16 protein-coding genes are annotated in these 26,523 nt (G+C 65.7%); 1 reads left to right on the top strand and 15 read right to left on the bottom strand.

The window, feature by feature from the left end; genetic code table 11:
- Window positions 1-159: 159 nt before the first annotated feature.
- The 13 genes from ABD210_RS18345 to ABD210_RS18285 form a co-directional block, all read right to left on the bottom strand.
- Complete coding sequence (locus ABD210_RS18345) at window positions 160-1,062, bottom strand: carbohydrate ABC transporter permease (RefSeq protein ID WP_344112851.1); 903 nt, start codon at window positions 1,060-1,062, stop codon at window positions 160-162.
- Window positions 1,059-2,015 carry a carbohydrate ABC transporter permease gene (locus ABD210_RS18340; RefSeq protein WP_344112850.1) on the bottom strand — a complete coding sequence of 319 codons (957 nt, stop codon included), beginning with the start codon at window positions 2,013-2,015 and terminating at the stop codon, window positions 1,059-1,061. Before ABD210_RS18340 ends, ABD210_RS18345 begins: the two co-directional genes overlap by 4 nt.
- Window positions 2,015-3,403 (bottom strand): ABC transporter substrate-binding protein, encoded by a 1,389-nt coding sequence (locus tag ABD210_RS18335; RefSeq protein WP_344112848.1) that lies wholly within the window; start codon window positions 3,401-3,403, stop codon window positions 2,015-2,017. Before ABD210_RS18335 ends, ABD210_RS18340 begins: the two co-directional genes overlap by 1 nt.
- 113 nt (window positions 3,404-3,516) lie before the next feature.
- Window positions 3,517-5,046, bottom strand: coding sequence for an arabinosylfuranosidase ArfA (arfA, locus tag ABD210_RS18330; protein WP_344112847.1), 1,530 nt, complete (start codon window positions 5,044-5,046; stop codon window positions 3,517-3,519).
- A 504-nt stretch (window positions 5,047-5,550) separates the two neighbouring features.
- A complete protein-coding gene (locus ABD210_RS18325; protein WP_344112846.1) occupies window positions 5,551-6,513 on the bottom strand; it encodes a helix-turn-helix transcriptional regulator in 963 nt (320 codons plus the stop codon).
- Window positions 6,514-6,577: 64 nt separating this feature from the next.
- Window positions 6,578-7,525 carry a glycoside hydrolase family protein gene (locus ABD210_RS18320; protein ID WP_344112845.1) on the bottom strand — a complete coding sequence of 316 codons (948 nt, stop codon included), beginning with the start codon at window positions 7,523-7,525 and terminating at the stop codon, window positions 6,578-6,580.
- Window positions 7,525-8,406 (bottom strand): carbohydrate ABC transporter permease, encoded by an 882-nt coding sequence (locus tag ABD210_RS18315; protein WP_344112844.1) that lies wholly within the window; start codon window positions 8,404-8,406, stop codon window positions 7,525-7,527. Before ABD210_RS18315 ends, ABD210_RS18320 begins: the two co-directional genes overlap by 1 nt.
- A gap of 2 nt (window positions 8,407-8,408) precedes the next feature.
- Window positions 8,409-9,359, bottom strand: coding sequence for a carbohydrate ABC transporter permease (locus tag ABD210_RS18310; protein WP_344112843.1), 951 nt, complete (start codon window positions 9,357-9,359; stop codon window positions 8,409-8,411).
- Between the two features lies 1 nt (window position 9,360).
- Window positions 9,361-10,665 carry an extracellular solute-binding protein gene (locus tag ABD210_RS18305; RefSeq protein ID WP_344112841.1) on the bottom strand — a complete coding sequence of 435 codons (1,305 nt, stop codon included), beginning with the start codon at window positions 10,663-10,665 and terminating at the stop codon, window positions 9,361-9,363.
- A 139-nt stretch (window positions 10,666-10,804) separates the two neighbouring features.
- Window positions 10,805-11,836: a LacI family DNA-binding transcriptional regulator gene (locus ABD210_RS18300; protein WP_344112840.1), complete on the bottom strand. Its 1,032-nt coding sequence runs from the start codon at window positions 11,834-11,836 to the stop codon at window positions 10,805-10,807.
- A gap of 202 nt (window positions 11,837-12,038) precedes the next feature.
- Complete coding sequence (locus ABD210_RS18295) at window positions 12,039-15,254, bottom strand: ATP-binding protein (protein ID WP_344112839.1); 3,216 nt, start codon at window positions 15,252-15,254, stop codon at window positions 12,039-12,041.
- A 38-nt stretch (window positions 15,255-15,292) separates the two neighbouring features.
- On the bottom strand, window positions 15,293-16,522 hold the full coding sequence (locus tag ABD210_RS18290) for an NAD(P)/FAD-dependent oxidoreductase (protein ID WP_344112838.1): 1,230 nt from the start codon (window positions 16,520-16,522) through the stop codon (window positions 15,293-15,295).
- Entirely contained in the window at window positions 16,519-17,103 is a 585-nt protein-coding gene (locus ABD210_RS18285; protein ID WP_344112837.1) for an OsmC family protein, read from the bottom strand. The genes ABD210_RS18290 and ABD210_RS18285 overlap by 4 nt, the downstream gene beginning before the upstream one ends.
- 163 nt (window positions 17,104-17,266) lie before the next feature.
- Here ABD210_RS18285 and ABD210_RS18280 point away from each other — a divergent pair, with 163 nt between their 5' ends.
- Complete coding sequence (locus ABD210_RS18280) at window positions 17,267-18,205, top strand: hypothetical protein (protein ID WP_344112836.1); 939 nt, start codon at window positions 17,267-17,269, stop codon at window positions 18,203-18,205.
- A gap of 223 nt (window positions 18,206-18,428) precedes the next feature.
- Here the strand turns inward: ABD210_RS18280 and ABD210_RS18275 are convergent, their stop codons facing one another.
- Both ABD210_RS18275 and ABD210_RS18270 read right to left on the bottom strand, forming a co-directional pair.
- Window positions 18,429-23,945, bottom strand: coding sequence for a DUF3320 domain-containing protein (locus ABD210_RS18275; protein WP_344112834.1), 5,517 nt, complete (start codon window positions 23,943-23,945; stop codon window positions 18,429-18,431).
- Window positions 23,942-26,128: a HelD family protein gene (locus ABD210_RS18270; protein WP_344112832.1), complete on the bottom strand. Its 2,187-nt coding sequence runs from the start codon at window positions 26,126-26,128 to the stop codon at window positions 23,942-23,944. Before ABD210_RS18270 ends, ABD210_RS18275 begins: the two co-directional genes overlap by 4 nt.
- Window positions 26,129-26,523 lie beyond the last annotated feature (395 nt).

Here is a 26,523-nt window from a genome sequence, read left to right as displayed (position 1 = left end):
TTAAAGGCTGCTTCTGGGGCACGAACCGATCAACATCAAGCAGATGATGTTGTTCGACCTGGCGAAAGCTGACTGATCAGGATGGCGGCAACTTGATCCACTCCTCCGGGCCTGCCGATCCTGGGTGAGGATCGACGGACCCGGACGAGGTTGTGTGTGTCAGCCCTTGAGCCCGCTCGTGGCCACACCTTCGATGATGTAGCGCTGAACGAAGACGTAGAGGATCAGCACCGGCACCGAGGCGATCGTCGCCCCCGCCATCACGACGGGATAGTCGATGTTGTAGTTGCCCTTGAGGCCTGCCAGTCCGGCGGGAAGCGTCATTCGGTCGGGAGAGAACAAGACGAAAATCGGCCACACGAAGTCGTTCCAGTTCGCCAGGAACGCCAGGACGCCGAGGGTCACGAGCGCCGGCCGGGAGATCGGAAGGACCACCTTGGTCAGGATCTGCCAGGTGTTGGCGCCATCGATCAGCGCACTTTCCTCCAGTTCGCGCGGGATGTTGACGAAGAACTGCCGGAGGAAGAAGACCCCGAATGCGCCGGCGGCGCCTGGCACGATCAGCGCCCACAGGGTGTCCAGCCAGCCCAAGCGGTCCATCAGCAGGAAGTTCGGCATCAGGAAGATGAAGCCCGGCACGAACAGGGTCGAGATGATCAGCCCGAGCATGAAACCCTGCCCCCGGAACTTCATCCGCGCCAACGCGTAGGCCGCCATCGAGGCCACCACGAGGACCAGTACGGCATGCGCCGTCGCAGCGATCAGGGAGTTCAGAGCCCACCGGAACACAGGGTTCTGTGAGTCCGCGAAGATCAAGTTGAACGCCCGTACGGTGACCGACCCGGGGATGATGTTGATCGGGATGCTGCGGGAGTCCTCGATCGTCTTGAACGACGTGATGTACATCCAGAGCACCGGAACGGCGAAGATCAACGCCAGGATGACCATCCCGATCCAGAAGACAGGGCCGTTCCTGTGCTTGCGGTAGCTGCGCCTTCTCGGCCCGGTCGCTGGGGCCTTACCCGCGTCCGTCTTGGTGGTGTCGGCAGTAGCGGTGCTCATTTCGTCCTCCTCTCACGCAACAGGAAGAAGTTGATGATGGAGATGACGGCGAGGGTGAGCGCCAGAACATAGCTCATGGCGGACGCTGTGCCCATCTTGAAGTTCCGCAGGCCCTCCTGGGTCATCACCATGATCGCCGTCCGGGTGCTGTCCCCAGGGCCGCCGTTCGTGACCAGGTAGGACTGGCCGAACATGTTCGCGCTCGCCAGCACCGTGGTGGTGATGATGAACACGAGCACAGTCCGCAACCCTGGGATGGTGATGTGCAGGAATTGGCGCCATGAGGAGGCACCGTCGATCGCGGCTGCCTCGTACTGCTCTCCGGGGATCTCCTGCAGACCGGCGAGGTAGATCACCGTGTTGAAGCCCAGCGTCCACCACACCGTCATGCCGACCAACGCAACCCAGGCCGCCGGTTGGGTCGAGATCCAGCCGATGTTCGGAATCCCGAAGAGACCTAGGAAACCGTTGATCAACCCGAACTGCGTGTCCAGCAGGTAGGAGAACAGGACACCGACGACCGCGATCCCCAGCACGAACGGAGCGAAGATGACCGCCCGGAAGAACGTCCGACCAGGGAACTGCCGGTTGAGCAGGACCGCGATCGCCAACGGGATCATGACCAGGAACGGGACGCTGGCCACCACGAAGATGCCCGTAGCACGCATGCCGTGCCAGAACGGCCGGGAGATCACCGAGGTCGGGTCGAAGAGGTCCTTGTAGTTCTGCAGACCGATGAAGGGCTTCTGCGGGAGCATGAAGTCCCAGTCGTGCAGGCTGATCCAGACTCCGAAGAGCGCCGGACCCACGACGAACGTAAGCAGCAGCAGCGCGTAAGGAGCACACAGCAGGTACGGCGTCAGAGGATGGTGGAGCCGGAGTTTCCCACCCCCCGTGCCCGAGGCACCCGCGGTATCGGTGGTGGCCATCGGTGCGGCCGTGCCCGTGCTCATTAGCCGTACTTCTTCTTGTTCGCCGCAAGGATCTTGTTGGCTCGCTGGGCCCCCTCGCTCAGCGCCTGCGCGATGGGCTGCTTGCCGAGCATGGCGTTGCTCGTGGCGGTCACCCATTCGGCGTCGACGTCGGCGACGCCGGGGATCGGGGGCACGAAGTGGATGTAGTCGAGCTCCTTCGCGAACTGGTTGACCAGACCCTTCTGCTTGAATCCCGCCGAGTCGCGCACCTGGTTACGTGCCGGAACCATGCCGGCGTCCGCCCAGTTGAGCGACTGCTGGGAGATCCAGTTGACGAAGACACGGCTTGCGATCGCCTTGTTCTCGTCAGGCTTGATCTGGCGAGGAAGTACGAACTGATGGGAGCCTGCCCACGTGGCCTGGGTGCCGCCGATGTTGGGAACTGGCACCGCGCCGTAGCTGAGCTTCTTGATGGCAGACAACGGCGTTGTGTTCCAGGGGCCGCCGAGGAAGAACGCGGACTTGTCGTTGCTGAAGGAAACGAAGTCGGAGCCGGCACCGGCGTTGGCCGGGCTGTAGCCCTTGTCGACCAGGTCCTTCAGGAAGGTGATGGCCTTGACACCTGGCTCATCGCCCCAGCCGACGGTCAATCCGTCGTCGTTCACCATCTTGCCGCCGTACTGGTAGACCAGAGTCCCCGAGATGACCGGGTCGTTGACGGTGAGCGGGGAGACCCACCATCCCTGGACCCCGGCCGCCTTCAGCTTGTCGAGCATGGCCAGCAGCTCTGCGCCGGTGGTCGGTGGCTTATTGGGGTCCAGACCAGCCTTCGCCATCACGTTCTTGTTGTAGAACAGACCGGCCGGGTGGATGTCGAGCGGGATGCCGTACCGCTTGCCCTGGTAGAGGCCGCCGTCCCAGGCGATGGAGGAGAAGTCATCCTTCGTGAGGTTCAGCGCCTTCGCCACGTCGTCGAGGGGGCTGATCACCTGCCGAGCCGCGTTGGTTGCCAGGTCACTGTTGTGCATCAGACCGATGTCCGGCGCCTTGCCGTTGCTGACCGTGGCCGGAAGCTTCTGGAAGTAGTCCGCCCATGCGATCGCGGTCATGCTCACCTTGATGTTGGCATGCTCATCGTTGAACCTGCTGATAATCTTCCGCATGACCGGGCCATCACCACCGGTGAGGCCGTTCCAGAAGGCGAGCTCCACGTTGGGGCCCTTGTACGCTTCGGCGCCTCCGCCGCCGGCGACAGAGTTCTGCTTGCCCGGGACGGTACCTGATCCACCACCGCAGGCGGCCAGGCCGAAGACAGCCGAAGCGCTCAGTACGCCGCCGAGCAGTCCGCGGCGGCTGATGGTGGTGCGCTCCAGTGCTCCTGCGAGCTCGCGTGAGCTGACAGTTGCTGCGTTGAATGTCTTTCTCACGGCATGTCCTTTCGTTGGGTGGTGGCGAGATCTAGATACCCAGTGGTGTGACGGATATCACATCTAACGTTGTAAATTGTGCGCTGACAAGGTGTCAGAGCCGGGTCGTTGGGTCAGCCCCGGGACGCCTCGAATGAGAAGACGGTCCAGGACAGGGCGGGCAGGTTGGCCTTGAGCCGCCCGCCGTCGAGCACGTAGTCGTCGAACCGACGCGGGGCCACCGCGTCGTGCGAAAGGCGGTTGGTCGCGTGGCGATCCTGGTCGCCGCCCGCGTGGAGCGTGCTGGCTTCGACGACCGCCGTGGCACCGACTCCGCGGAGGTCGACTTCCAGGGTGGATGATTCGGTCAGGCTGCGATTGGCCACGAACAGCGCGGTGCGGCCGGTGGCCTCGTCGTACGTCGCGGCGGCGTCGACAACCGGGACGTCGGTATAGGTGGCGGAGTCGTACTTGTCACCGGATGCGACCACCTGCACGATCTGGCCTGTGGCCAGCCGGCGCATCTGCTCGAACGGGTAGGCGATCGTCTGCTTCCAGGCGTCGCCGCCCTCCTCTGAGCGGAGTAGCCCGATCACGTTGACGAGCTGGGCCTGGCAGGCCACCGTCACGCGGTCGCCGTGCCGGAGCAAGGAGTTGAGGAACGTCCCGACCACCACGGCATCAGTGATGGTGAACTCGTCCTCGATCAGCTCGGGGCCGGGAACCCACTCTTCGCTGTTCGATTTGGGGCCGTCGCCACTGAACTCGCTGATGTACCAGACGTTCCACTCGTCGAAGGAGAGGTTGATCTTCTTCTTGTGCCGGCCGCGGGCGCGCACGGCGTCGGCGGTGGAGATGACGCTCTCGATGAACGCATCCATGTTCACTGCGGAGGCCAGGAAGGTCAGCGGGTCGTCGTCGCGTTCCTCGTAGTAGGCGTGCAGCGAGATGTAGTCGACGGTGTCATAGCAGTGCTCGAGCACCGTCGACTCCCACGTACCGAAGGTCGGCATCGCGGAGTTGGAGGAGCCGCAGGCAACGAGCTCGATCTCGGAATCGATCAGGCGCATGGCCTTTCCGGTCTCGTTGGCCAGACGGCCGTACTCGAGAGCGGTCTTGTGGCCGACCTGCCAGGGGCCGTCCATTTCGTTGCCGAGGCACCAGAGCTTGTAGTTGAACGGTTGGGCAGCGCCGTTCGCGACTCGGCGGTCCGACAAGTAGGTCCCGCCCGGGTGGTTGGTGTACTCCAGCAGGTCGCAGGCCTCCTGCAACCCACGGGTGCCGAGGTTGACCGCCATCATCACCTCGGTGCCGACCTTCCGAGCCCAGTCGTCGAACTCGTGCAGCCCGAACTGGTTGGTCTCGATCGAGTGCCAGGCCAGATCCAGCCGCCGGGGCCGCTCGGCCTTGGGGCCGACGCCGTCCTCCCAGCGGTAGTTGGAGACGAAGTTGCCGCCGGGGTAGCGGACCACGGTGGGCCCTACCTCCCGCGTGAGGTCCAGGACGTCGCCGCGCAGGCCGGCCTCGTCGGCGGTGGGGTGGTCCGGCTCGTAGATGCCGGTGTAGACGCAACGACCCATGTGCTCCACGAAGGAGCCGAAGAGCCGGCGGGGGACGGGTGCGATGGTGAACGCGGCGTCGAGCACGAGACGAGCGTTGGGCATGAGTGAGAGGTCTCCTCTGGTGTCGTCGCTGACGGAAGTCGGGCCGTCCTGCCGGGAGCTGCGTCGAGCGGAAAGTCTCCCAATTCCGGCAGTTCACCGGCGTATTGGTGGCAGACGATACATCGATGTAATGCCGTCGACAATAGGGTGGAACGAACTCGTTCTGCCCTTGATCAGTTAGGTTGTTAGCGTTAACACTGCGTGACCGCAAACATCGCTCAGGGATCAGCTGAATGTTGCCTTCGCTGAGCAGCCTGGGTCGAGCGGAGGTTGCGGTGGACCGGTCGTCGGCGTCGGGCGGTTAGTGGAAGGGATCGCGGTCGGCTTCGTCTCGTATTGCGTGCAGAGCGTCGCACAGGTCGGGGATTCCGACCGAGCCGAGTGCCCAGCGAAGGGCGTGCGGCACGGCGGTCGAGGTCGCCGGTGGAGGCGAGGTCCCGCAATGCCTGGCGCAGCAGCTCGGCCTGGCCGGGAACCCCCGCTCGCCGTGCATCGTCCATAGGGTCATCGCCCACCATCCCCAGCTGCACGGTGATATCGGTCGCCCAAGCGCCTGACCGCGTCAGCCAACTCGGGAGCGTCCTGTACTTCGAAGTCTGCGTCGAGCAGGCCTAACCATAGAGCCAGCTGGTGCGGGGCGTCCGACCCGAGTTCGACGCTACAGGTGTTGTCGTCGATGATCTCCGCGTCGATCGGGATGGGCATCCGCCCTCTGACGTAATCGGCCGAGGCGTGGACGAGGACGCGAGCCCGATATTGCCAGGACGCCATCCCCACAGTGCGTTGCACGAACTCCGCTACGCTCTCGTCGGCCAACTCCCGCGGCACGAAACGCGGCCCGGTAGGCGTGCGGGGTGATATCCGATCCACTCGAAACGTCCGCCAGTCCTCCCGGTCGTTGTCCCAGGCAACGAGGTACCAGCGCCTTCCCCAGGCGACCAGCCGATGCGGTTCCGTAGTACGGAGGCTCGCCGCTCCATCCCGGCCCGAGTAGGCAAAGCGCAACCGCTCACTCGCCCGAATGGCCGCCGCGATCGCAGTCAACACTGAAGCATCAACCGTCGGCCCCGACCCGGGTACCGTAACCGTCGCGGCCTGCATCGCCTTCACCCGATGCCGCAAGCGCGACGGCAACACCTGCTCCAACTTCACCAGCGCCCGGACCGACGTCTCCTCGATCCCGGCCACACTCCCACCCGCGGCTGCCCCCAACCCCACGGCAACGGCCACAGCCTCATCGTCATCCAACAACAACGGCGGCAGCGCAGCCCCCGCACCCAGCCGATACCCACCCGCGACCCCGGGCCGCGCCTCCACCGGATATCCCAACACCCGCAACCGCTCGACATCCGTCCTCAGTGTTCGCGTCGATACGCCGAGACGCTCAGCCAACTCCGGACCAGTCCAATCCCGCCGCGCCTGGAGCAGGGAAAGCAAGCGCAGCAGCCTCGCCGACGTTTCCAACATCCGTCGATCTTCTCACCAATCGCGGCCGATTCGCTTCCGCAATCAGCTAGACCGGATGAACGGTTCAGCCCTGCTTGAGGATGAGGCCGTCGTCGCCCAGGAGAACCGGCATCGGGTCGCTGATGCTGCCGATGAACCCTTCCGGGCCCTCGTTGTGGAAGGCCAGCAGCACCCACGCCCCATCGCGGTCCCGCACCAGCCGCCCGACGTACAGGGAGTCGTCGGTCAGCGGCGTGGCCTTGCTGATGTCGAACGGACCGGTGACGCTGTCGGCGACCAGCGACCAGACTCCCCCGCCGCCGGAGGTCTGTTTCCTGCCCGCCGACAGCTCGCTGCGCAAGCAGTTGAACAGCAGGACGACGCGTCCCTCAACCACCTCGACCTGGAGGACCTCAAGCTGTCCGAATCCGGAGCCCGGCTCGCTCAACGGCGGCTGGACTTCCCACTGGAGGAGGTCCCGTGACCGTGCGTGAGCGACGACTCCGCGGTCGTCCACGGGCCCGTAGTTCACGCGTCCGGTGACGAGCATGTGCCAGCCGTCGCCGTCCGGATCCGCGAAGACCCACGGATCCCGCCAGGCCTCGTCGAACCACGTCGTACCGTCGTACTTCTCGTACCAACGCGGATCCGCGGCCGCCACCGGGTTGCCGTCGTACTTGTGCCAGGTGATCAGGTCGTCCGACGTGGCCAAGCCAATGGACTGGATCAACACCCCATCGCGCTCGCTGGCACCCGTGTAGAACAGGTGCCACTTGCCCTCAGGACCCCGTACTACGGAACCGGTCCAGGTCGCCGCGTCATCGAACGCCGGTGCATCGCCCCTGACGAGCGCATCCGGCAGCCGCTTCCAGTTCCGGAGATCGTCCGAGACCGCATGACCGACGGACGCCCGACCGTGCCGCCGGCCCGGGTCATGCAGGGCGCGGGACGCGTACAGGAAGAAGAGGTGGTACTGATCGCCGTCCTGCGCGAACCAGAAGTCCCACACCCAGGAGTCGGGGAGCTCGAGCATCAGCCCTTCACCCCCGCCGAGGCGATGCTGCCGATGAAGGCGCGCTGGAATGCGACGAACAGGACGAGCACCGGCACGGTGATCATCGAGGCGTAGGCCATGATCTGTCCCCAGGAGACGTTGAGCTGGAAGAAGTACTGGATGCCGACCATCACCGGACGCAGGTCCTCGCTCTGCACCACCATCAGCGGCCACAGATAGGAGTTCCACGCCGGCAGGAAGGTCAGGATCGCGACGGTCGCGATAGCGGGACCGGACAGCGGCATCACGACGCGCCGGTAGATGCCGAACCATCCGGCACCGTCCATCCGCGCGGCCTCATCGAGCTCGACCGGAATGCTGCTGAAGTACTGGTAGAACAAGTAGATGGAGAACGCGTTGGCCACGAACGGCAGGATCTGCACCTGGTAGGTGTCGAGCCAGCCCTCGGTGAGGGTGACGTTGAACCCATGAACCTCCAACCACGGCAGCTTGTTCACCCACCAGACCAGCGGCAGCGCGAACGTCTCGAACGGCACGATCAACGTCGCGATGATGGCCGCCAGTACTACGCGGCGCCCGCGCCAGCGCATTCTCGACAGCGCGAACGCCGCCATGCTGTTGATCAAGATGCCGACGACAACCGTCACCACCGAGATCATCACGGAGTTGAGCAGTAGGCGCTCGGCCGGTACCCGGTCGAAAACGCCGCGGTAGTTGTCCAGCGAGATGTCACCCACCGGCAGGATCGCCTTGAGCGAGCTGAGGTCGGCGAAGATCTGCGCATCCGGCTTGAAGGACGAGATGAACATGAACACGATCGGGAAGGCGAAGAAGATCACCAGGATCATCCGCACCAGCTGAAGAGGCAATGCGTACTTGGTCTTGCGATCGGTCGTCATCCTCACGCCTCATCTCTGGTCAGGAAGCGCTGGACGCCCGAAACCGCTAGTACGAGAACGAAGAACACGAGTGAGACCGCCGCGGCGTACCCGGTGGACTGCTGCTCGTAGCCGGCACGGACTGCCATGAAGACCACCGTGGTCGTCCGGTCGAGCGGCCCGCCCTGCGTCATCACGCTGATCTGCGTGAACAGACTGAGAGCCGCGATCGTGATGGTGATCAGGATGAAAGTACGAGTCGCCCGCAGGCTCGGCCAGGTGACGTGGGTGAACGTCTTCCAGCCGGAGGCGCCGTCCAGCGACGCCGCCTCGTACAGGTCCTGCGGGATGGTCTGCAGCCCGGCCAGCCAGATGATCATGTGGAACCCGACCGCCTGCCAGATCGACATGAACATGATCGCCGGCATAGCCGTCGTCGGGTTGTTCAGCCAGTCGGTCCCGTGCAGGTGGCCGAACGTGACGGCCTCGATGATCTGGTTGAGCAACCCGTCAGGCTGGTAGATGAACCGCCAGAGCAACGAGATCACGACCATCGACGTGACCACAGGCACGAAGTACACGGTCCTGAAGAAGTTCGTACCGCGGACCTTCGCGTTGGCAAGCAGCGCCAGGATCAGCGCCAGCCCTGCCTGAACGGGTACCACGATCACGGCGAAGTACGCCGTGTTGCGCAACGACGCCCAGAAGAGGCTGTCGCCGAAGAGCGTGATGAAGTTGTCGGCACCGACGAACCGCGGCGGCCTCGGCGAAATCAGCCTGGCGTTGGTGAACGCGAGCCCGAACGCGAGCAGCACGGGGACCAGGAAGAACACGATCAGGAGGATCACGGCCGGCGAGGCCATCGCGGCGCCGATCAGGGTCTCGTGGGATCGCGCGCTTCTTTCTTTGCCGGGCCGCACTTGCCCCGAAACGGCCGGCTTGCTCAGTTGCTTGGGAGCTGTGGTGGCGGACATGTCAGAACTCGTAGTTGCCGTTGGACTTGATGTTGTTGTCGACATCGGCAGCCGCCTTGTCGAGGATCTTCTGGGCGTCCCCGCCGGCGAGGATGTCCGACACCGCCTTCTGGAACGTCGAGGAGATATATGGGTACGCCGGCGTGACCGGCCGCACCAGCGCGTACTTCTGCGAGAGCTCGAGGAAGATGCGGTACTTACCACCGGGAGCGAAGGCGGGCACCTGAGCTGCCGCGTCGGTATTCGCCGGGATCAGGCCGAGCGCCTTCGCGTAGTCCACGTAGTACTCCGGCTTGGTCGAGAACTTCAGATACTCCAGGGCACCTTCCTTGGCGGCGCAGGCGGAGGACATCCCCCACTGCCAGGAGGCGCCACCGATCTTCGGACCCTTGCCGAAGTCCGGCGGCGGAAGGAAGACCACGTCGGCGCCGTACTTCTTGGTCACCGCATCCGCGGCCCAACTCCCGTTCCACATGATCGCGCTCTTGCCGTTGACGAAGTCCACGGCCGAGTCCTTGCCAGACTTCTGCTGCGCGTAGCCCTTGGTGATCAGGCCGCGGAACCAGGTCGCCCACTTGAGGGCATCTGGTCCGTTGAGCACGCCGTCAGCGGTCTTGTAGCCGTCGCGGTTCACCAGGTCTCCACCGAAACTCTGGAGGATCGGCGAGTAGGCGTACGGGATCCACTCGCCGGTGCCGGCCGTGCCCATGTCGAGCGGGTATTGGTACTTGCCCCCGGCCTTGATCTTCGCGATCGCCGCGTCGAACTCCTCGCCAGTCCACGGCTTGTCGATCGTCGGGATCCGGATGCCGTACTCCGTCAGCACAGACTTGCGAGCCGTCACGTTCATCGCGACGTCGTAGTGACCGAACGAGTAGATCTTGTCGTCGACCTTGCCCAGGGTGCTCGGCAGTTGCTTGTCGAACGTGCCGGCAGGCAGCTCGAGCGGCTGAAGGTAACCCGCCCACGCCCAGTTCGGAACGTTCGGACCATCGATGTCCATGACGCAGGGCAACTTCTTCGCGGCCGCCGCGGCAGTGACCGCATCGTTGTAGGCGGCCTGCGGGAAGGACTGCAGCTTCACCTTGTACTTCGACTGGCTGGCGTTGAAGGCGTCGACCACCTTCTTGTTGACCGCCAGTTCGGTGGCGTTACCACCGTTGTGCGTCCAGAGCTCGAGCGTGGTGACACCGCCCTGGCTGCTCGCGCCGCTGTCGGACGAACCCGACGAGCAAGCCGGCAGACCGACGGCCGCGGCCAGGACCAGGGCGATGGCTCCAACGCCTCGCTTCGTTGTGTGTTGCATGATCGTTCTCCCTTAGTTTTGGACAGGCCGATAGTTTTTGGACAGGCCGAAGCAAGGCATGGACTGCCGGTACTGCGTGTCTGTGGCAGCGGTGGGCGTCGATGCCCACGCTGTTTCGGTCAGCTGGTGGTTGCGGGCCTCAGCTGATGGGTGCGGGTCGATCCACGGAGTTGCGGATCACCAGCGGACAGGTCAGGGCCGCGTGCTGCGGACCTTCGCTGTCTTGTCCTTCTATTCGTGCGATCAGGGCTTCTACTGCCCACGCGCCCATCTCGTAGTGCGGCAGCGCGACCGTGGTCAGCCCGGGGCGGAGTCCATCAGCGATGAGCTCCTGGTTATCGAACCCCACGACCGACAGGTCCTGAGGTATCCGCAGACCGAGTTCGCCGGCCGCGTGGTACGCGCCCATAGCCATCCGGTCGTTGAAGCAGAACAATGCAGTCGGCCGATCAGTTGCCCCCAGCAACTGTCGCGCGCCTTGCAATCCACCTTCGGTATCCGACGGTCGAGCGATCACCAGCCGCTCGTCGTAGGTCAGGCCGGCATCTTCCAATGCCGCCCGGTATCCCTTGAGCCGCCCGTGCGTGGCTGGGATGTCATCGGCGTTGTTGAGGAAGCCGATCTTGGAGTGCCCGTGCCGAATGAGCTCCTCGGTAGCAACCCGCCCACCGGCCACTTCATCCGGCACCACCGAGGGCAGTGTGCGGTCCGACGACCGTGCGTCGAGCAACACAGTCGGTACCCCGGCGATTGCCTCCGGCAGCGTGACCTCGCGGTGGTACATCGTCGCGTAGAGGAACCCGTCCACCTGCCGCTGCCTCAGGGCCTGGATCTCGGCCGCCTCGAACTCGCTGTCCGACCCGGTGTTGACCAACATCAACAGCCACCCGGCCTTCGACGCAGCCTCCTGCGCCCCGAGGATCATCTGCCCGGCGTACGGGGTCGTCGCGATCTCGTCACTGATCAGCGCCAGCATCTGCGACCGCTGCAGTCTCAGGTTGCGCGCGACACTGCTGGGTGAGTAGCCGAGCTCCCCTGCGGCCCGGCGTACCCGGTCCCGAGTGGCGTCAGTGATCCGCTTCCCCGGTACCTCGTTCAAGACATGCGAAACCGTCGTCACGGACACCCCCGCCCGCGCCGCCACATCCTTGATCGACACCTTCTGCGACATCCGTCTGCCCAATCGTTTTTCCAACTCGTGGGCAATACTGTGCGCCGGGTCTATCGAGGTGTCAAGAGGTCGTGCCCAATCGTTTTTCCAACCTCGGACCACGCCTGCGGCGGGCGGCCACCAGGCGACGCGGGATGAGTACGGCGGCGGGACCTTTGACCAGCGCCAGCGAGGCTGCGGTCGTCATGCGAGGCAGCGGTCGTCAGGTGAGGCAGCGGTCGGCGTCCAGCGGCTGGCCGGCGGCGGCAAAGAGCTCGGCGGCTTCAAGCAGCCCGCGGCGCGCGCCGTCCCGGTCGCCTTCGGCGCTCTGCAGATGCGCCCGGGCCTCGGCAATCGCTGCCTGCCACGCCGTGCCCTTCCACAGCGCGGCAGACTTCTCGGCGGCGGCGAGGTGCCGGCGAGCATCGTCGAGATCGCCGGCGTCGGCGCAGGCCGCCGCGGCGGGCACTGCGAGCATGATGGCGCAGAAGGTGCACGCGTCTTCCTGGCCGAGGGCGGCCGTGGCCTGGTCCACGACGGCGCGGGCGCTGTCTACGTCCGACGCGGCGCGGATCATCGTCCCGTACACGCGCTGCAGCAGGTGCAGCGCGATCGACGACCAGCGGGCCAGCGGAAGCGCTCGGTGTAAGAGTCGCATCGCCTCGGCACGATCCCCCTGCTCGAGGCGCACCTCGGCCAGCCGCTGCAGACTGTGGGCCTCCCCCGCGGTCGAGCCGATGTCGTGGTGCAGTTGTGCGGCCTCGGTGAGCTCCGATTCGGCGAGGGCCAGATCGCCCGAGAGCAAGGCTGCTTCGCCGCGTAGCGCGGTGGCGAACGCGACGGCCCGCAGTACGCCGGATCGCCGCGCCGACTCGCGCAGGGCGGCGGCGAGCGCCAGCACCTCCGCGTGCGGCGTAGGTCCGTACAGCAGGAACTCCGCCACACAGAGATGGCTGTCGAACATCGACCGCGCCAGGTCCGGCCGTTGCGCGCCGGCACGCAGCTCCACGGCGAGCCGGCCGAACCACTCCCCGCGCAGGTGCGCGACCAGGCCCTGCAGTGAGATCAGGTCGTACATCCGCCAGTCGCCAGCGTCTGCTACTCCGATCCGGCGGCGCGCTTCGTCGGCGGCAGCCTCGGCCGCCGGCAGATCGCCGGTCAGGTACGACAGGATCCCGCGCTGGAGTAGCAGCGCGGCGTCATCGGCGGATCCGTCCAGCTCCAGGCCGTCGAGCGCCTCGGCCGCAGTCGCGTAATCGCCGGCGAAGGTGGCGGCGCGGGCCAGCCGGGGCAGCAGTCGTCGCTGCGCGGCCTCGTCGTGGGTGGCACCTAGCGCCTCCCTGTAAGCGAGGATGGCGCCTGCGTCGCCAGTGGCCATCAACATGTCCGCGCGCAGGGCGAGCATCGGCCCGCGCTCCGGATCACGGACCTCCTGGCGCACCGTGTCGATCAGCGCAAGCGCGTCGCGGTAAGCCCCGATGGCCGCGTCGGTGCGGGCGGCCTGCAGCAGGAACGGTGCGGCAGCACCAACGTCGCCGGCCTGCAGCAGCTGGTAGCCGATCCGCGCAGGGGACGCGCCGAGGCCCCGCAGTGCCTCGGCGGCCTGGCGGTGCAGCGGGAGCAGCCGGTGCGGGGGTAGCCCGTCCAGCACGACGTCGCGCACGAGCGAGTGTCGGAAGCGGTAGCCGGACGTGGTCCGCTCGATTGCACCCGCTGCGAGCGTGTCGTCGAGGAGCGCATAGGCGCGCGCCTCCCCAACGCCTGACATTGCGACGTACTCGTCGGTGTCGAACGCACCACCCAGCACCGCGACTCTGGTCAGAGCTGCGGTCGCCTCGCCGCCGAGGCCGCGCAGTACCAGCGCGCCCATCGGACCAGCGCGGTCGTCGCCCGCCCCAGCCGTGCGCGCAAGTTCTACAGCAGCGAACGGGTTTCCACCGGCGAGCTTGACCACCCGTTCGAGCAGCACCTGATCCTCGCCGACGGCCCGGCCGGCCAGCCGGCGGATGTCCTCGTCGGCTAGCGGGCCGAGGTCCAACGGCACGGACGTGCCGCGGCCGATCAAGCTGCGGCGCATCGCGTCCATCGCCGGCCTGAGCGGCCAGGGTCGGTGCGCGACCACGATCACGATCCGCTCCCCGACCGCGGCGCGGGACAGATAGTGCAACAGGCGCAGGCTGGCCTCGTCAGCGTCATGTGCATCGTCGACGACGAGCAACGCGCCGCCGCTCGAGGAAGCGAGCCGCAGCAGTTCGGCGGCGCTGACGAACAGTCGCTGGTGCCGGCTCTCGCCGTCCCAGTCCGGGGAGGCGCCGCGCAGGGCACCCTCGATCTCGACGCGGTACTCGTCGGCCAGGCCGTCGAGCAGGGCAGGATGGCGCCGGCACAGATCAGCGAGCGCCTCGAGCACCGGCGCGTACGGCCAGGCCCCCTCGATAGCGGCGGCCGTGCCGAAGCCGACGCGAAGCCCACGCTCTTCTGCTCGCCGGTCGAGCCAACGCAGTACGACTGTCTTGCCGATGCCCGCGGGCCCGGACACGAACAGCGTCCGGCCCTGGCCGGCGCCCGCCGCAACGATCAGCCGGTCGATCCGGCCGAGCTCGGGGTCGCGGCCCAGCGGCGGCCGCGCCTGCCGCCGCTGGCCCTCAGACTGCGGGACGTCGATGGCGAGCAGCTCGGCGCGCAACGTCGCGACAGCGGGGCTCGGGGTGACGCCGAGCTCGCTGCGCAGAGCTCGCTCCAGTCGCTCCAACTGTCGAAGCGCTCCACGGCGATCGCCGTGATCGGCGAGCTTTCGCGCGATGGCTAGGCTCGCATCCTCGTCGGCCGGCTCGGCGCGGGCGAGATCCTCCCATCGGCCGGCGCGGCGCAGTACCTCCTGGTGCAACTGGTGCAACCGCTCCCGCGGTCCCTCCAGCCACGCCTCGTACGGGTCCTCGGGCAGCAGGTCTCCGGCCCACAGGTCGGCCGCGGTAGCCGCCGCGGCGGCAACGTCTGTATCGGCGGGTCCGTCTGTATTGGCGGGTCCGTCTGCAGTGCCGCGCACCTCTGCATTGCCGCCAAGCATCTCCGCGTTGCCGGGTGCGCCCGGCGCTGCGAGGGATCGCCGGGCGCACCGCTCGAACACCTCGACGTCCACAGCCACCTCGGCGTCGGGGAACAGAGACACGGTGTCTCCGGTCAGGACCAGCGCCCGGGGATCGCCGAGCGAGCGCCGGGCGTAGTGCGCGGCCTTGTGCAGCCGTGGCGCCGCGTTGTCGATCCCGGTGCCGGGCCAGAGCGCGTCGATGACCTGCTCGCGGTGCATCACCCGGCGCGGGGACAGCGCGAGGAGTTTGATCAGCGCGGCCGCCTTGCGGCGACGCCACTCCTCCGCGGGGACGGACCGCCCATCGACCCGGACGGCGAAGCCGTCCAACAGATCAATCTCGACGCGCATCGCTTCTCCCACAGGCAACTGTAATCGCGCCCGCCCGATCAAGCGATGCGCGAGGGCGCAGGGTCGAAATCACGGATCGCCTCGACCTCGTCGGCCATCACCGAGGACAGCCCGCGCAGCAATCGGCGGGCCTCAGCGAAGTCCCACTCGTGGGAGGCGAGACGGTCGACGATCGGTTGCATCGGCAGAGCCATGCGGTCCCGCTGCGCCTGGTAGCCGGCCAGCTCGATCCCGGCATCTCTGCCCTCCGATGCCGACCCGGCGACAACGGCGGCGGCTAGCAGCTCCGCGTCCCGCAGGGCGTCGGTGATCCCGTGAGTGGACAGCGGATCTACCCAGCAGCCCGCGTCCCCGACCAGCGCCCAGCCAGGCCCATACGGACGACGCAGCCGCGCAGGCATCCCGCGGAAGAACCGCACAGCGCCCTGCGGCGGCGCCGCTGTGAGGTCGGCAAGCCCTCCGTCGAGCCGCGCCAGCAGTCCGCGATGCGCAGCGGCGGGACGGCGGTCTCGCGCCGCCTTGGCGAGTACGGCCGGCGGGCCGCCGACGAACACGCACGCGAGGCCGTCGTTCGTGGGGATGGCCCCGCCGGACAACGCGTCGCCGTAGTACCAGTGGTAGCCGTCCAGGTCCGCAGCCGGCCAGTACCCGTAGGCGTACGCCGCGGCGTGGGCGCCCGCCGCAATGGTCGGCGCGTCCACCCGACCGGCCACCACGGAGCCGCGTCCGTCGGCGCCGACAACGAGTCGCGCGCGCTCAGTCCAGGTAGCCCCGCCATGGTCGCGCAGGATCGCACCGACGACTCGGCCGGTGTCGTCGCGGGCCAGGTCTGTGACGGCCGGCCCGAATCGGAACCGCGCGCCGGCCTCCTCCCCGGCGTCGACGAGTATGGCGTCGAGAACGGTACGACGCGGTGCGTACAGGGCGTCCACACCGGCATACGGCTTGAGTGAGACCGCCATGGAATCCGTGCCGTAATGGAACGTCGCCCGGCGCACCGCCGGCGCGCCGCTCGCCGCCACGCGGTCCAGCAAGCCCCAGCGTCGCAGTTGCAGGACGCCGCCGCGCATGAGCGCATGCGTAGACACGGTGTCTGAGCCTCGGCGGGCGCGGTCCACGACCAACACCCGCAGGCCCGCGCGCGCGAGCAGCAGCGCGGTCGAGGCGCCGGCGACGCGACCGCCAACGACGATGGCGTCCCAGTTGACCTGGGAGCCGGGCCAGCGGCCGTTGGCGGCCTGCGCTGTGTCGGGCCGGTGCGGATTCACGATGGCTTCACGGGGGTGCTGACGTCGATCTGCACATCGGTGCCATTGACGAGCACGTCATACACCGCGGAGCGGCGGCGGGACTGCTCCACGAGCGCAGCCAGCTCCTCGGGCGACGCGTCGCCCTCGACGTCGAAGTGCACGCGGATCTGCCGGTAGCCGTTACGGGCCACCTCGGACAGCCCGAAGACGCCGAGCAGGTCGATATCGCCCTCGACGGTCGAGGAGACCCGCCGCAGCGTGATCCCCCGGGCGGCGGCGATGTTCGCCAGGCCCGCGGTCAGGCACGTCGCGATGGCATGCAGCAGGAACTCCACTGGAGTCGGGCCTTGATTCGACCCCACGAGCACGGCGGGATGGTCAGCGTCGAATGCGAACGGGTCAGTACGCGACGTGTCCTCCTGTCCGGCCCCGTAGAAGCCCTGGATGACAGAGCGGCTGTGGGTGCCGCTGACCCATTCGTTGTGCGCCCGGAACTGGAACTGGGCGATCTCCGGCGCCCCCTTCACCGCGTCGAGGGTGGCGAACAGCGTAGGGACGTCAACGCCGTTGCGTGGGGACCGTTGAACCGTTGCAGTCATGGCAGTACTCCGTTCGGTTGGTGGACCACGACACCGCCGACGCTAGAAACACCGCCTTCCCCCAACCTTCCCCACGACTTCCCGCGCTCACGGCGAATCGTTGCCGGGGTGGTCTGCCATTGCGGCTGCTTGTGGTGTTTCCTCGATTCAGAGGGAGACATGCATGGCACAGACCGACCCAGATCCCGGCCGCCAACCGGAGCCGCTGCAGCGTACGACTCGGCGGACGCGCGCGGCGATCATCGTCGCTGCGGCCGCAAGCATTGCCCTGCTGTCCGCGCTACTGACCGCGCTCGGGGTTATTCTTCTCGGCGGCCAGTCAGACTCTGGCCAGCTCGCTGTTCCCCTTCCACTCCCCAGCACGACGCCGACCCGGCCGCCGACGACAGCCACCCCCACGCCGAAGCCCACCACGGCGACCCCCAGCACGCCGAACCCAAGCACGCCGGCAGGCACCGCATCACCGACGCCTTCCACCTCGGCCGCGGTAAAGCCGTTCGCGTACCAGCCGCTATGGCCGTTCAGCTCGGCAGCTGAGGCCGCCGCGTGGCAGCGCACGTACCGCGCCGGCGGCCAGCAGCCATGGCATCTGGACGCGGAGCAGACCGCGCTGTCCTTCACCACCGGCTTCCTCGGCTTCACTGAAATCAACAAGGCCGCATCGCGTTCACTCCGTGACGACGACGCCCGGATCGCCGTCGGCTACCAGACCGGCACTGGTCCCCTGACCGTCGCCGCCGTCCTCCACCTGGTACGGCTCGGCGAGGGTCCGGATGCCCCCTGGGAGGTAGTCGGCACCATCGACACCACACTGACGCTGACCCAGCCCCGCTACGGCGCCACGGCCGCCTCACCACTGACCGTCGGCGGCCAGCTCAGCGGCGTAGACGAATCCATCCGGGTGGAGGTCCGCCAGCCCTCATCCGAGCAGCCGATCGGAACCTTCTGCTGCCAACCTGCCGGCGGCGACCGCCAACCCTGGTCAGCCCAAGTCAAGTTCCAGGGCGCAACCGCCACAGCCCTAACCGTGGTCGCCTCAACCGCCGGCCAACTTCACCCCATCGACCGCTTCGCCATAACAGCCCTCCGCCCCGGCAGCTGACCTTCGTCACTCGCACACCATCAAGTCTTCTCGGGCGCCTCGCCTCCGCAGCCGGAAACCGCTCGACAGAGTTCTCGAGCTTCCTTCTGGCCACCTCAAACGGAAACCCGTGCGACCGACCGCCGGCGCGGCGGTACTGCGGAGTAATGGTCGATGAGGTGATTAGCCACTGCGCCCAGCCGATCCAAAAGCACCCCCCTGGATCGGCCACTGATGTCATGTCTCAGGTCGAGGCGATGCGGAGTGATCCTGAACTTGTCTGTTCGATCGTGCCGCCGCTCAAACAGCGCTCAATTGACGCCTGTACAGCCGCGACTATGTCGCCACCGCTGCGACGCCAGCCGAACATACGACGAACTGCGGTGACAATCTCGGCCTCACCAACGCTGATGGCGTCCCTGACTGTGCCGATCACGGCCAAGTCCAGCTCATCGGTCGGTACGTGCTGAACGGCTCGAATACTGTCCTCGTCTCCGGGCACACGCACCGAGGTCGCAGTGACCTTCTCAAGCCGGTAGAAGCCCTGAGGATCGACATAGATGCGGTTACCGTCGACATGCGAGCGATTCGCGACGAAGTCGATGTTGTCGCGAATGACCTGACCAATCCGTCCGACATCGAATGCGTTCCTGATCCGCCTGTTGACGAGATCGCGGTGAATCGGAGCCTCGTGTCGTAGAAGGGCGATGAGGTAGTTCCTGAGCGGTTCGCGCGCCTCGACGCTGCCCAGCTCGTAAGGAGTGTACGGCGCGGCCTTGGCGTATTCGCCGTACGTAACCGCCCACTCAGGTGGCCGATCAAGATCGATCTCCTCCATCTCCACCGGCACCGCTGGAGTATGGACTACGTCCTTCTTCGGCTCGACGCCCGACAGCGCGTGCTCGATTGCCAGCCGCAGCCGATTGATCTGCCCATCCCGATCGCGGTACCAGCTGAGGCCCCAGATCCTGTGCAGGTGCCAACCGAGACCTTCCAAGACTGCGGCTCGCAAGCGGTCTCGGTCTCGCGCAGCCTTCGCCGAGTGGTAGGCAGCGCCGTCACACTCGACGCCCAGAATGTACTCACCTGGCCGGTCGGGATGCCGTACGCCGAGGTCGATGCGATAGCCGGCTGTACCGACCTGGGGGACGACCTCGTACCCCCACCCGCGGATCACCTCGAGCACGTCCGCTTCGAAGGGGCTCTCGACGTCCATCCCGCTCGGCTCCAGCTCAAGGGCAAGGGCCGGCAGCCCTCTTTGCGCGAAGTCCAAATAGCCGCGCAGGTGGCGAACGCCCTCGCTCGTGGTGTCGTGCATCTCGCCGGCACGGAAGGAGCTGACCACCTCGACACGCATCCGGGCTCTGGTGATCGCGACATTGAGTCGGCGCCATCCACCCTTTGGGTTGAGCGGCCCGAAAGACATCGTGAACTTGCCGTCTTCGTCCGGACCGTAGCCAACGCTGAAGATGATGATGTCTCGCTCGTCCCCCTGGACGTTCTCCAGGTTCTTCACGAAGAAGCCGGTCAAGCGATCGTGTTTCTCGAGCAGACCCCGCAGCAGCGGCTCGTTGACGGAGCGCCGATCGATAGCGGCTGTGATCGTGTCTTCCTGAGCGCTGCTGAAGGTAACTACGCCGATCGACAGCTTGGGGTGGTGTTGCCGATGATGCAGCACCCTGTCGACCACGGCCTCAGCCTCGACGGGGTTATCACGCGTCGAGCCGCGACGGTAGACGCCGTTGACGACGAATGACTCGACACCGAGATCCGGTGCTTCGAAACGGGCGCCTGGGAAGGTCTGAAGGGCACCACCCATCTGGAGAGCGGAGTCGTCTGGCGAATAGAACTTGTAGTTCGAGTACGCGATGAGGTTCTCGTGTTGGCTTCGGTAGTGCCAGGTCAACGGCAACGAGGCGAGGCTCGTCTTGCAGAGCTTCAGCACCGACTCGAAGTCGTCGAGGTCCTCATCATCCTCGGACTCATCGATCGCCTGAGTGAAGAAAGCCGTTGGTGGCAGCTGCTTCTCGTCACCCGCAACGATGAGCTGGCGCGCACGATAGATGCAGTTGACCGCATCGGAAGGCAGGACCTGCGAAGCCTCATCGAAGATGACTACGTCGAAGCCGAACGATCCGGGCAGGAACTGCGAGACGGAGAGTGGACTCATCATGAAGCACGGCTTGAGCTCCTGAACGAGGTCCTCCGTCTTGGACAGGAGATCCCGAATCGGTAGGTGCCGGCTCTTCTTCTGCGCTTCCCGCCGAATCACACCAGCCGCAGAACCGCCCACCGTCTTCGGTCTACGGCGGTTGCAAGCCTCCGCGACGGCAACATGTGTCGAGTGGACGAGTTGCTTGTCGAGACTCTTGAAGCGCTCGACCAGGGCATCACGGTCAGCTGACCGGAACTCAGCCAGCCGTGAATCCGAGGCCATAACAGATTCGACCCAGGCTTGAAGAAGTGCGTGCTCAACACCCGGTTCGACCGTTGACGCGGGGACCCGCCGTACGTGCAGGGCCCCAACTATCTCGCCCAGTCCAGCGCTATCGAGCTCCTGGAGCTCGTGCGTGTACGCGGCCCATTCATTGATGTCCACCATGGCGGACGCCGTCATCTCGGTTAGGAGGTCAGCCGCGGCGCCGATGTTCTCGTCCAGCTCAGTCTGGAGATCCTTGCCGTAGCCGTTCTTGAAGCACGTCGCCAGCGTATGAGAAGCGCTCTTCCAATGTTCGAGCGGCTCGGCGAGTTCAGCAGGGCCAACCGTCGGACTACTCATCCGCTCGGCCGAGAGCTCACTGACTGCACCGCCCACGCGATCACGAACCCGATCAGCCCAAGCGAGGGCGGCCACCAACGCCGCCCAGTCTGTCTCCACGCCGTCGTACAGCTGACCGATGTCGGCACGGTCCTGGTCGAACGTGTCCAAGAGACCAGCAGAGCGCTCGGCGACAATGCTCGCCTGCTCAAGAGCGCGGACGACCTCCCGCAGCGCGAGATCTCGGCCGGCCTGCTGAGCTACCGCCGCGGCCGCCTCATATCCTTCACTCACACGATTCGCAGCGGCAACCGCCGATTCGGCGATGATGCGCAGCGGCAGCTGACCGAGCCTGGCCGCAGCGGCGTCACCCGTGTGCGCACGTAGCTGGTTGACCCACTCAGTGCCTGCTTTCATCAGTCGCTGAGCGACCACAAGTAGCTGTGGGTCTGGCATACCGTCGGCCGTCAACTGCTGCGCCATTGCGTCGTTGTTCAGATCTCCCGCCGCCAGCTGTACTGCTCGATGGGCGGTCGAAATCGCCTCGGACAGACGACTGAAGTCGGTCTCAGTACGCCTGTAGTAGCGGCCGAGTCGAGGCGCATAGGTCTCTTCGTCGCGCGCCAGGCGCAGCTCAGCCTGCTGCCACGCGACGGCCTCGTCGAGGCGCGCCAGCACACCCTTGTCGACCTTGCCGGTAACGACAGCACTGCGTAGGACCTTGCGATCCGCTCGGGCGGCCTTGCTGAACTTGCGCAGGCCAAGGTGGGTCTGTGAGAAGCGCACGTTGAGTCCTGCCAGATCGAGATTCAGCGCATCTGGCGTGAACACCTGCTCGATGACTGTACGCCGTTGATTGACGACGTCCACAAGCTCGGCGAGGACTCTGCTTGACTCGTCGAGCGCCGACTGGACCGCCGGGTTGAGCCACTCCCGCTCAGGACGCGCCGTCTGGCCGCCAAGCGCGGCAAGATCCGCTAATTGCATCGCGCGGTTGAAGCTGACGTCCTCGGTCCGCACGCCCAGCAGCGCACCCAACTGGCGTGCGTCGTTGGCGATGGATTCAAGGGTCTCCGGTGTTGCATTCTCGAATGCCTGTAGTGCTTGCAGCTGCTGAACCGTCGTAGCCGCCGCGGGCACCCAGGCGTCCAATGGCGCAGGCTGAACGTCGAGCAGGCTTCGCGCGTTCTGCAGCAGATCTGCGTCGACCTCCTGCCAACGGGCGCCGACGAGAGTTTGAATCTTGTCTCGGGCCACTCCGTAATCGGCCGATAGTTTCTGTCGCTGCTCGATGCGCTCTCGCAGCAGCGAGAGTTCTGACAACTGCAACCATGATGACGGTGCCGACGGGTTGGATTCGAGGAGCTCGAGCAACCGCACTCGGTCATCAGCGGCAGCGATCGTCTGTGGCAGAGAGAGTGCGAGGCTCTCATCGACGGCGTGCATGCGGTCAGACAAGGCCTGGGCCGCATCGCTCGCCGCTTCGGCAGCTCTCCGCATGGACTCTGCCTGCGCCGGAGTCGGCGCGTCGTTGACAAGCTCGCGCCAAAGGAAGTCCGCTCCCTGCACGACCGGCCGCCAGGCCCGTGCAAGCCTGCCTGCATGCTCGAGCAACTGGTCGAGACGAACCGCGCTGAGACTAGACCACCCATCCGACCTGGTTAGCGATCCGACCTGGTGCTCTCTCAGTTGCATCAACCGGCCGAGTGCTCCATACACGCTTTGATGCAGCGGTTCGCGGTCCTCGCTCATCGCAGCAGCGAAGCTTGTCAACCTTTCTCTGACGGCCTTCAATGACTGCCGCTCTGCCTCCGGCATCTGGCCCTTGAGCTTCGCGCGCTGTACCAGGGCGCGGCCGAGCTGGCCCACCACCTCCTTCCGCGTGGCCGCGTGGCTGTGCAGCTCAAGGAGGAAGTCGCCGAGTCCGACATGGGCGAGTCTGTTACGGACGACATCGAGCGCGGCGACCTTCTCACTGACGAACAGAACGGTCTTGCCCGTTGCCATCAGCTCGCAGATGATGTTCGCGATGGTCTGGCTCTTGCCGGTTCCGGGCGGCCCGTCGACGACAAAACTCCGGCCATCTCGCGCGGCGATGATGCACTGCCGCTGGGTGCTATCGGCATCGAGGATGCTCATCAGCCGCTCGGGCTCGGCTACCCGGTCGAGGTCCGCGTCGTCGATCGTCTCGAAGGAGTAGTTGCCGGCACTCGGTGCTGAACCGCCGAGAGCCATCATCTGCACCATCGGGTGGGCGACCAGGAGGTCCTGGTGATCCATGAGGTCGCGGTAGATGGCCTCTTTGTGGAAGCTGAAGGTTGTCAGGACCGCACGGTGCTGTACGCCCCATCCGTCCTTGCTGGCGACCCGGCTCCGAACGTCTTCGATCACCTCGAACACATCGAACTCCTCTGGGTCGAGGTCGTCCAGATGGATTCCGAAATCCTTCTCCAGCTTTAGTTTGAGTGCGGGGTTGACCACGATCTCTTCGTCTGTCCGCTCCACCGAGTACGGCGACTGGCTCCCGTTCCGTTGGAGCCGGACCGGACAGAGGAGGATCGGGCTTTCGACAACCGCCTGGGTCTCGGGGTCGACCCATTGGAGCATGCCGACGCCGGCGTACAGAGTCCAGAAACCTCGGTCCGCATAGACCTGGTTCGAGACCTGATCGAGGCGGCGGCAGGCTGCCCGGAGTTTGGTCGGCGTCTTGTCCTTCACCAGCAACCCGCCGGAAGCCAACGGGAGCGACAGAGAATCCTCCAGCCCATCTGCCGTCGACTCGACGTCAGCAGCGTGCAGGCGTACCCCGTCGAACAGCCGGGCCAAGACCTCATCGAGCTCTGAGTCGATGATTTCCAGCGAGGCGCTGCGGGTGTGAGTGAAGTAGACAAGGCGCTGGCGACGATCAAGGTTCAGGAGATCTTCCCGCCAGCGGTTGATCTGCTTGGTGAGCCTGTCCCGCTGGGCGTCGTTCAGCCCATCGCCGGTTTCCGTTGTTGTCATCGAACCGGCTCCTCGTCGATCACTGCTACATCCTCACGTTCCTGCGCTGGGACGACCAGACGCCGTACCAGATCCTCGACGAGAGCAAGGTCGTCCTCGTTCAGAAGGCCGATCAACTCGCTGAGAGTTGGCGATCCGGCATCGATCTCGATTACGTCGTCGATCGCACTGACTTCCCCAAATCCTGGCGGCAAGGGCTCGCTATGGATGATGTCGAGCTGCTGAGTGCAGCGCGTCATTGCGACATACAGCTGTCGGGCGCCTTGGACGCTCTGCGCGGCGACGAGCGCAGGCTCCACCAGGATCACTACGTCGAACTCAAGGCCTTTGCAGAGACTCGCCGGTACGACCGTCGTTTCCAACGAGAAGTCGCCGTCGCGCCCGTCTCCGAGCTTGATCTCCTGATCAGCTGCCGCACTGAGAACGCGGTCGTAAAGATCGTCCGGCACGATCAGCGCAGAGGTCAGGCCTTCTTCTCGATAACGCTCTGCGAGTACCAATGCGTCGTCGAGAAGGTCCTCTCCGGAGGTGTGCCAAATGTGCGGCTCACCACGACCTGGCCTGATCGACAGTGGCGGCGTCAGATCAGATGAGACCAACGGCAACTGCCGAGCCGCCAGGTCGAGCGCCGGCGCCGGGACCCGGTAGCCGATCGTCAATGTGTTGACCGAGGTCTCGGTGACTGACAGGTGCTGGGTCAGTTCGTCCCAGCTGTCGCGTACCCAGACGCCGGTGGCCTGGGCGAGATCCCCCAGCACAGTGAAGGACCCTGAAGGGCATCGTCTAGCAAGCGCACGCGCCTCCATCGGCGAGAGATCCTGAGCCTCGTCGAGAACGATGTGGCCGTAGGTCATGACATCACCGTTGAGGAGGTATGAAACCTCGTCCAGGCAGAAGAGGTCCGCTCGAGTCCAGGCCTCACCGTCCAGCGCAGATCGGAACAATCGTGCTCGCTCATCCGCGGTCAGCACGCCATCAGCGGCCACGGTCAGCCAACTCTGTGTCGAGTAGAGGCTTCTGACGAACTCTTCCGGCGCGAACGTCGGCCACAACCGATCGAGCGCGTTGTTGAACGCCGACAACCTTCGAATGGTGGCCTCGTTCGCCCGGACAGGACGGTTCTGCAGCCGTTGGTCCTCCGAGTGACGCTTGGATGCAAGCGCCGACAGTGCTTGGCGAAGGACATCTCGGGCCTCGTTGTGCGGCAGATCCCGCTCTTGCACGTCATCCACGATCTGGCGAATCTCGTCGCCTTGGATGCGTATCCGGTCGGCACCGAGTGGTAGCACGAGTTCATCCTCGTCCCAGCCGATGCGCTGACGCAGCGCCCGCTCCAGCAGAACGCTCATTGCAGCGCTCCCTTTGACGCGCGCAGTCTCGGCCGACTCGGTGGCCGTCACGCGGGCCTCGCCGCCGTACAGGGAATCGAGATCCATCTGGTCGATATCGGAGACATCGAGCGATGGCAGGACTCCGCTGAAGTACGTCAACAAGGCCGAGCTGGGCGCCACCACCAGCATGCCGCGTCGGCGGATTTCGGGCTTGTTGAAGGCCAGCCACGCAGCGCGATGCAAACCGACCACGGTCTTGCCCGTGCCAGGACCGCCCTGCACGACCACGATACCGTCGCTCTGGTGCCGGATGACTCGAAACTGCTCGGCCTGGATCGTCGCGACGACCTCGCGCATTGCACCATCCCGGGAGCGGTCGAGCTCCTGCAGGAGGGCGTCGCTGATGGTCGCGTCACCTTCGCTCGTCGCGATTGAATGGGCAGTGGCGCGAACGACCTCATCCACGATCCGCTGCAGCCGGCGATCCTGCTCGATGAAGACCCGCTTCAGAGTCAGATCACCCGGCTCCTGCGGTGTTGCATCGTAGAAGGCAGCTGCCGCCGGGGCGTGCCAACCCACGACAACGAGGTTTCGCTCCTCGTCGTAAACCCGCCGGCGCCCGATGTACAGCTTCTCGTCGTTGCGATCCATCCGCCCGAACACGAGCTGACCAGAACCTCGTGAATTCTGGAGGATCGCGAGCGCCCTGTTCATGGCGTGCGCGGTCGACCGATGCAGAGCCTCGAAGTTCACGATGTTCTGCTCGGCCTCGGCCAGCCCCCTATCGAGCAGATCGTAGGCATGCTCGACGTACTGCTGCTCCTGCACAAACTCCGGATGCTGAATCGTCATGAGCCCCCCTCAGTGACCGACATGGTCAGCGTGAAGTTGAGGCTAGAAGGCAGCACCGACAATTCGCCGAGCTCCACCCTGCTCGACCACAGATCAACTACCACCCGCCCCTCCCCAGCTCCCCCTTAGGCGAGATCGCGGTAGCATCTCACGTCCGCGTCACTGCCGGTAGTCTCCAAGAGGGAGATCGTCAGTCGAAGCCCATCCGTTACATCGTTGGCGAAACCGGCGCACAGTCTCAAGCAGCCGTCATCTCTGCGAGCGGTTGAGGATCGCAGGCCACCCCGGAGCCACTCGACCGGAGGAGTCGGCTCCTGTGGGTCCGTCGCCGAAGATCGCGCGATGAAATTGACGAATCCCATCTGCTGGCAGACGGGTGCGCCAGCGGTCGTCGG

The organism is Kribbella alba, assembly GCF_039529635.1.
Taxonomy (GTDB): Bacteria; Actinomycetota; Actinomycetes; order Propionibacteriales; family Kribbellaceae; genus Kribbella; species Kribbella alba.
Note: the sequence above shows the minus strand (reverse complement) of the source record. Positions and strands in the feature narration are given on the sequence as shown.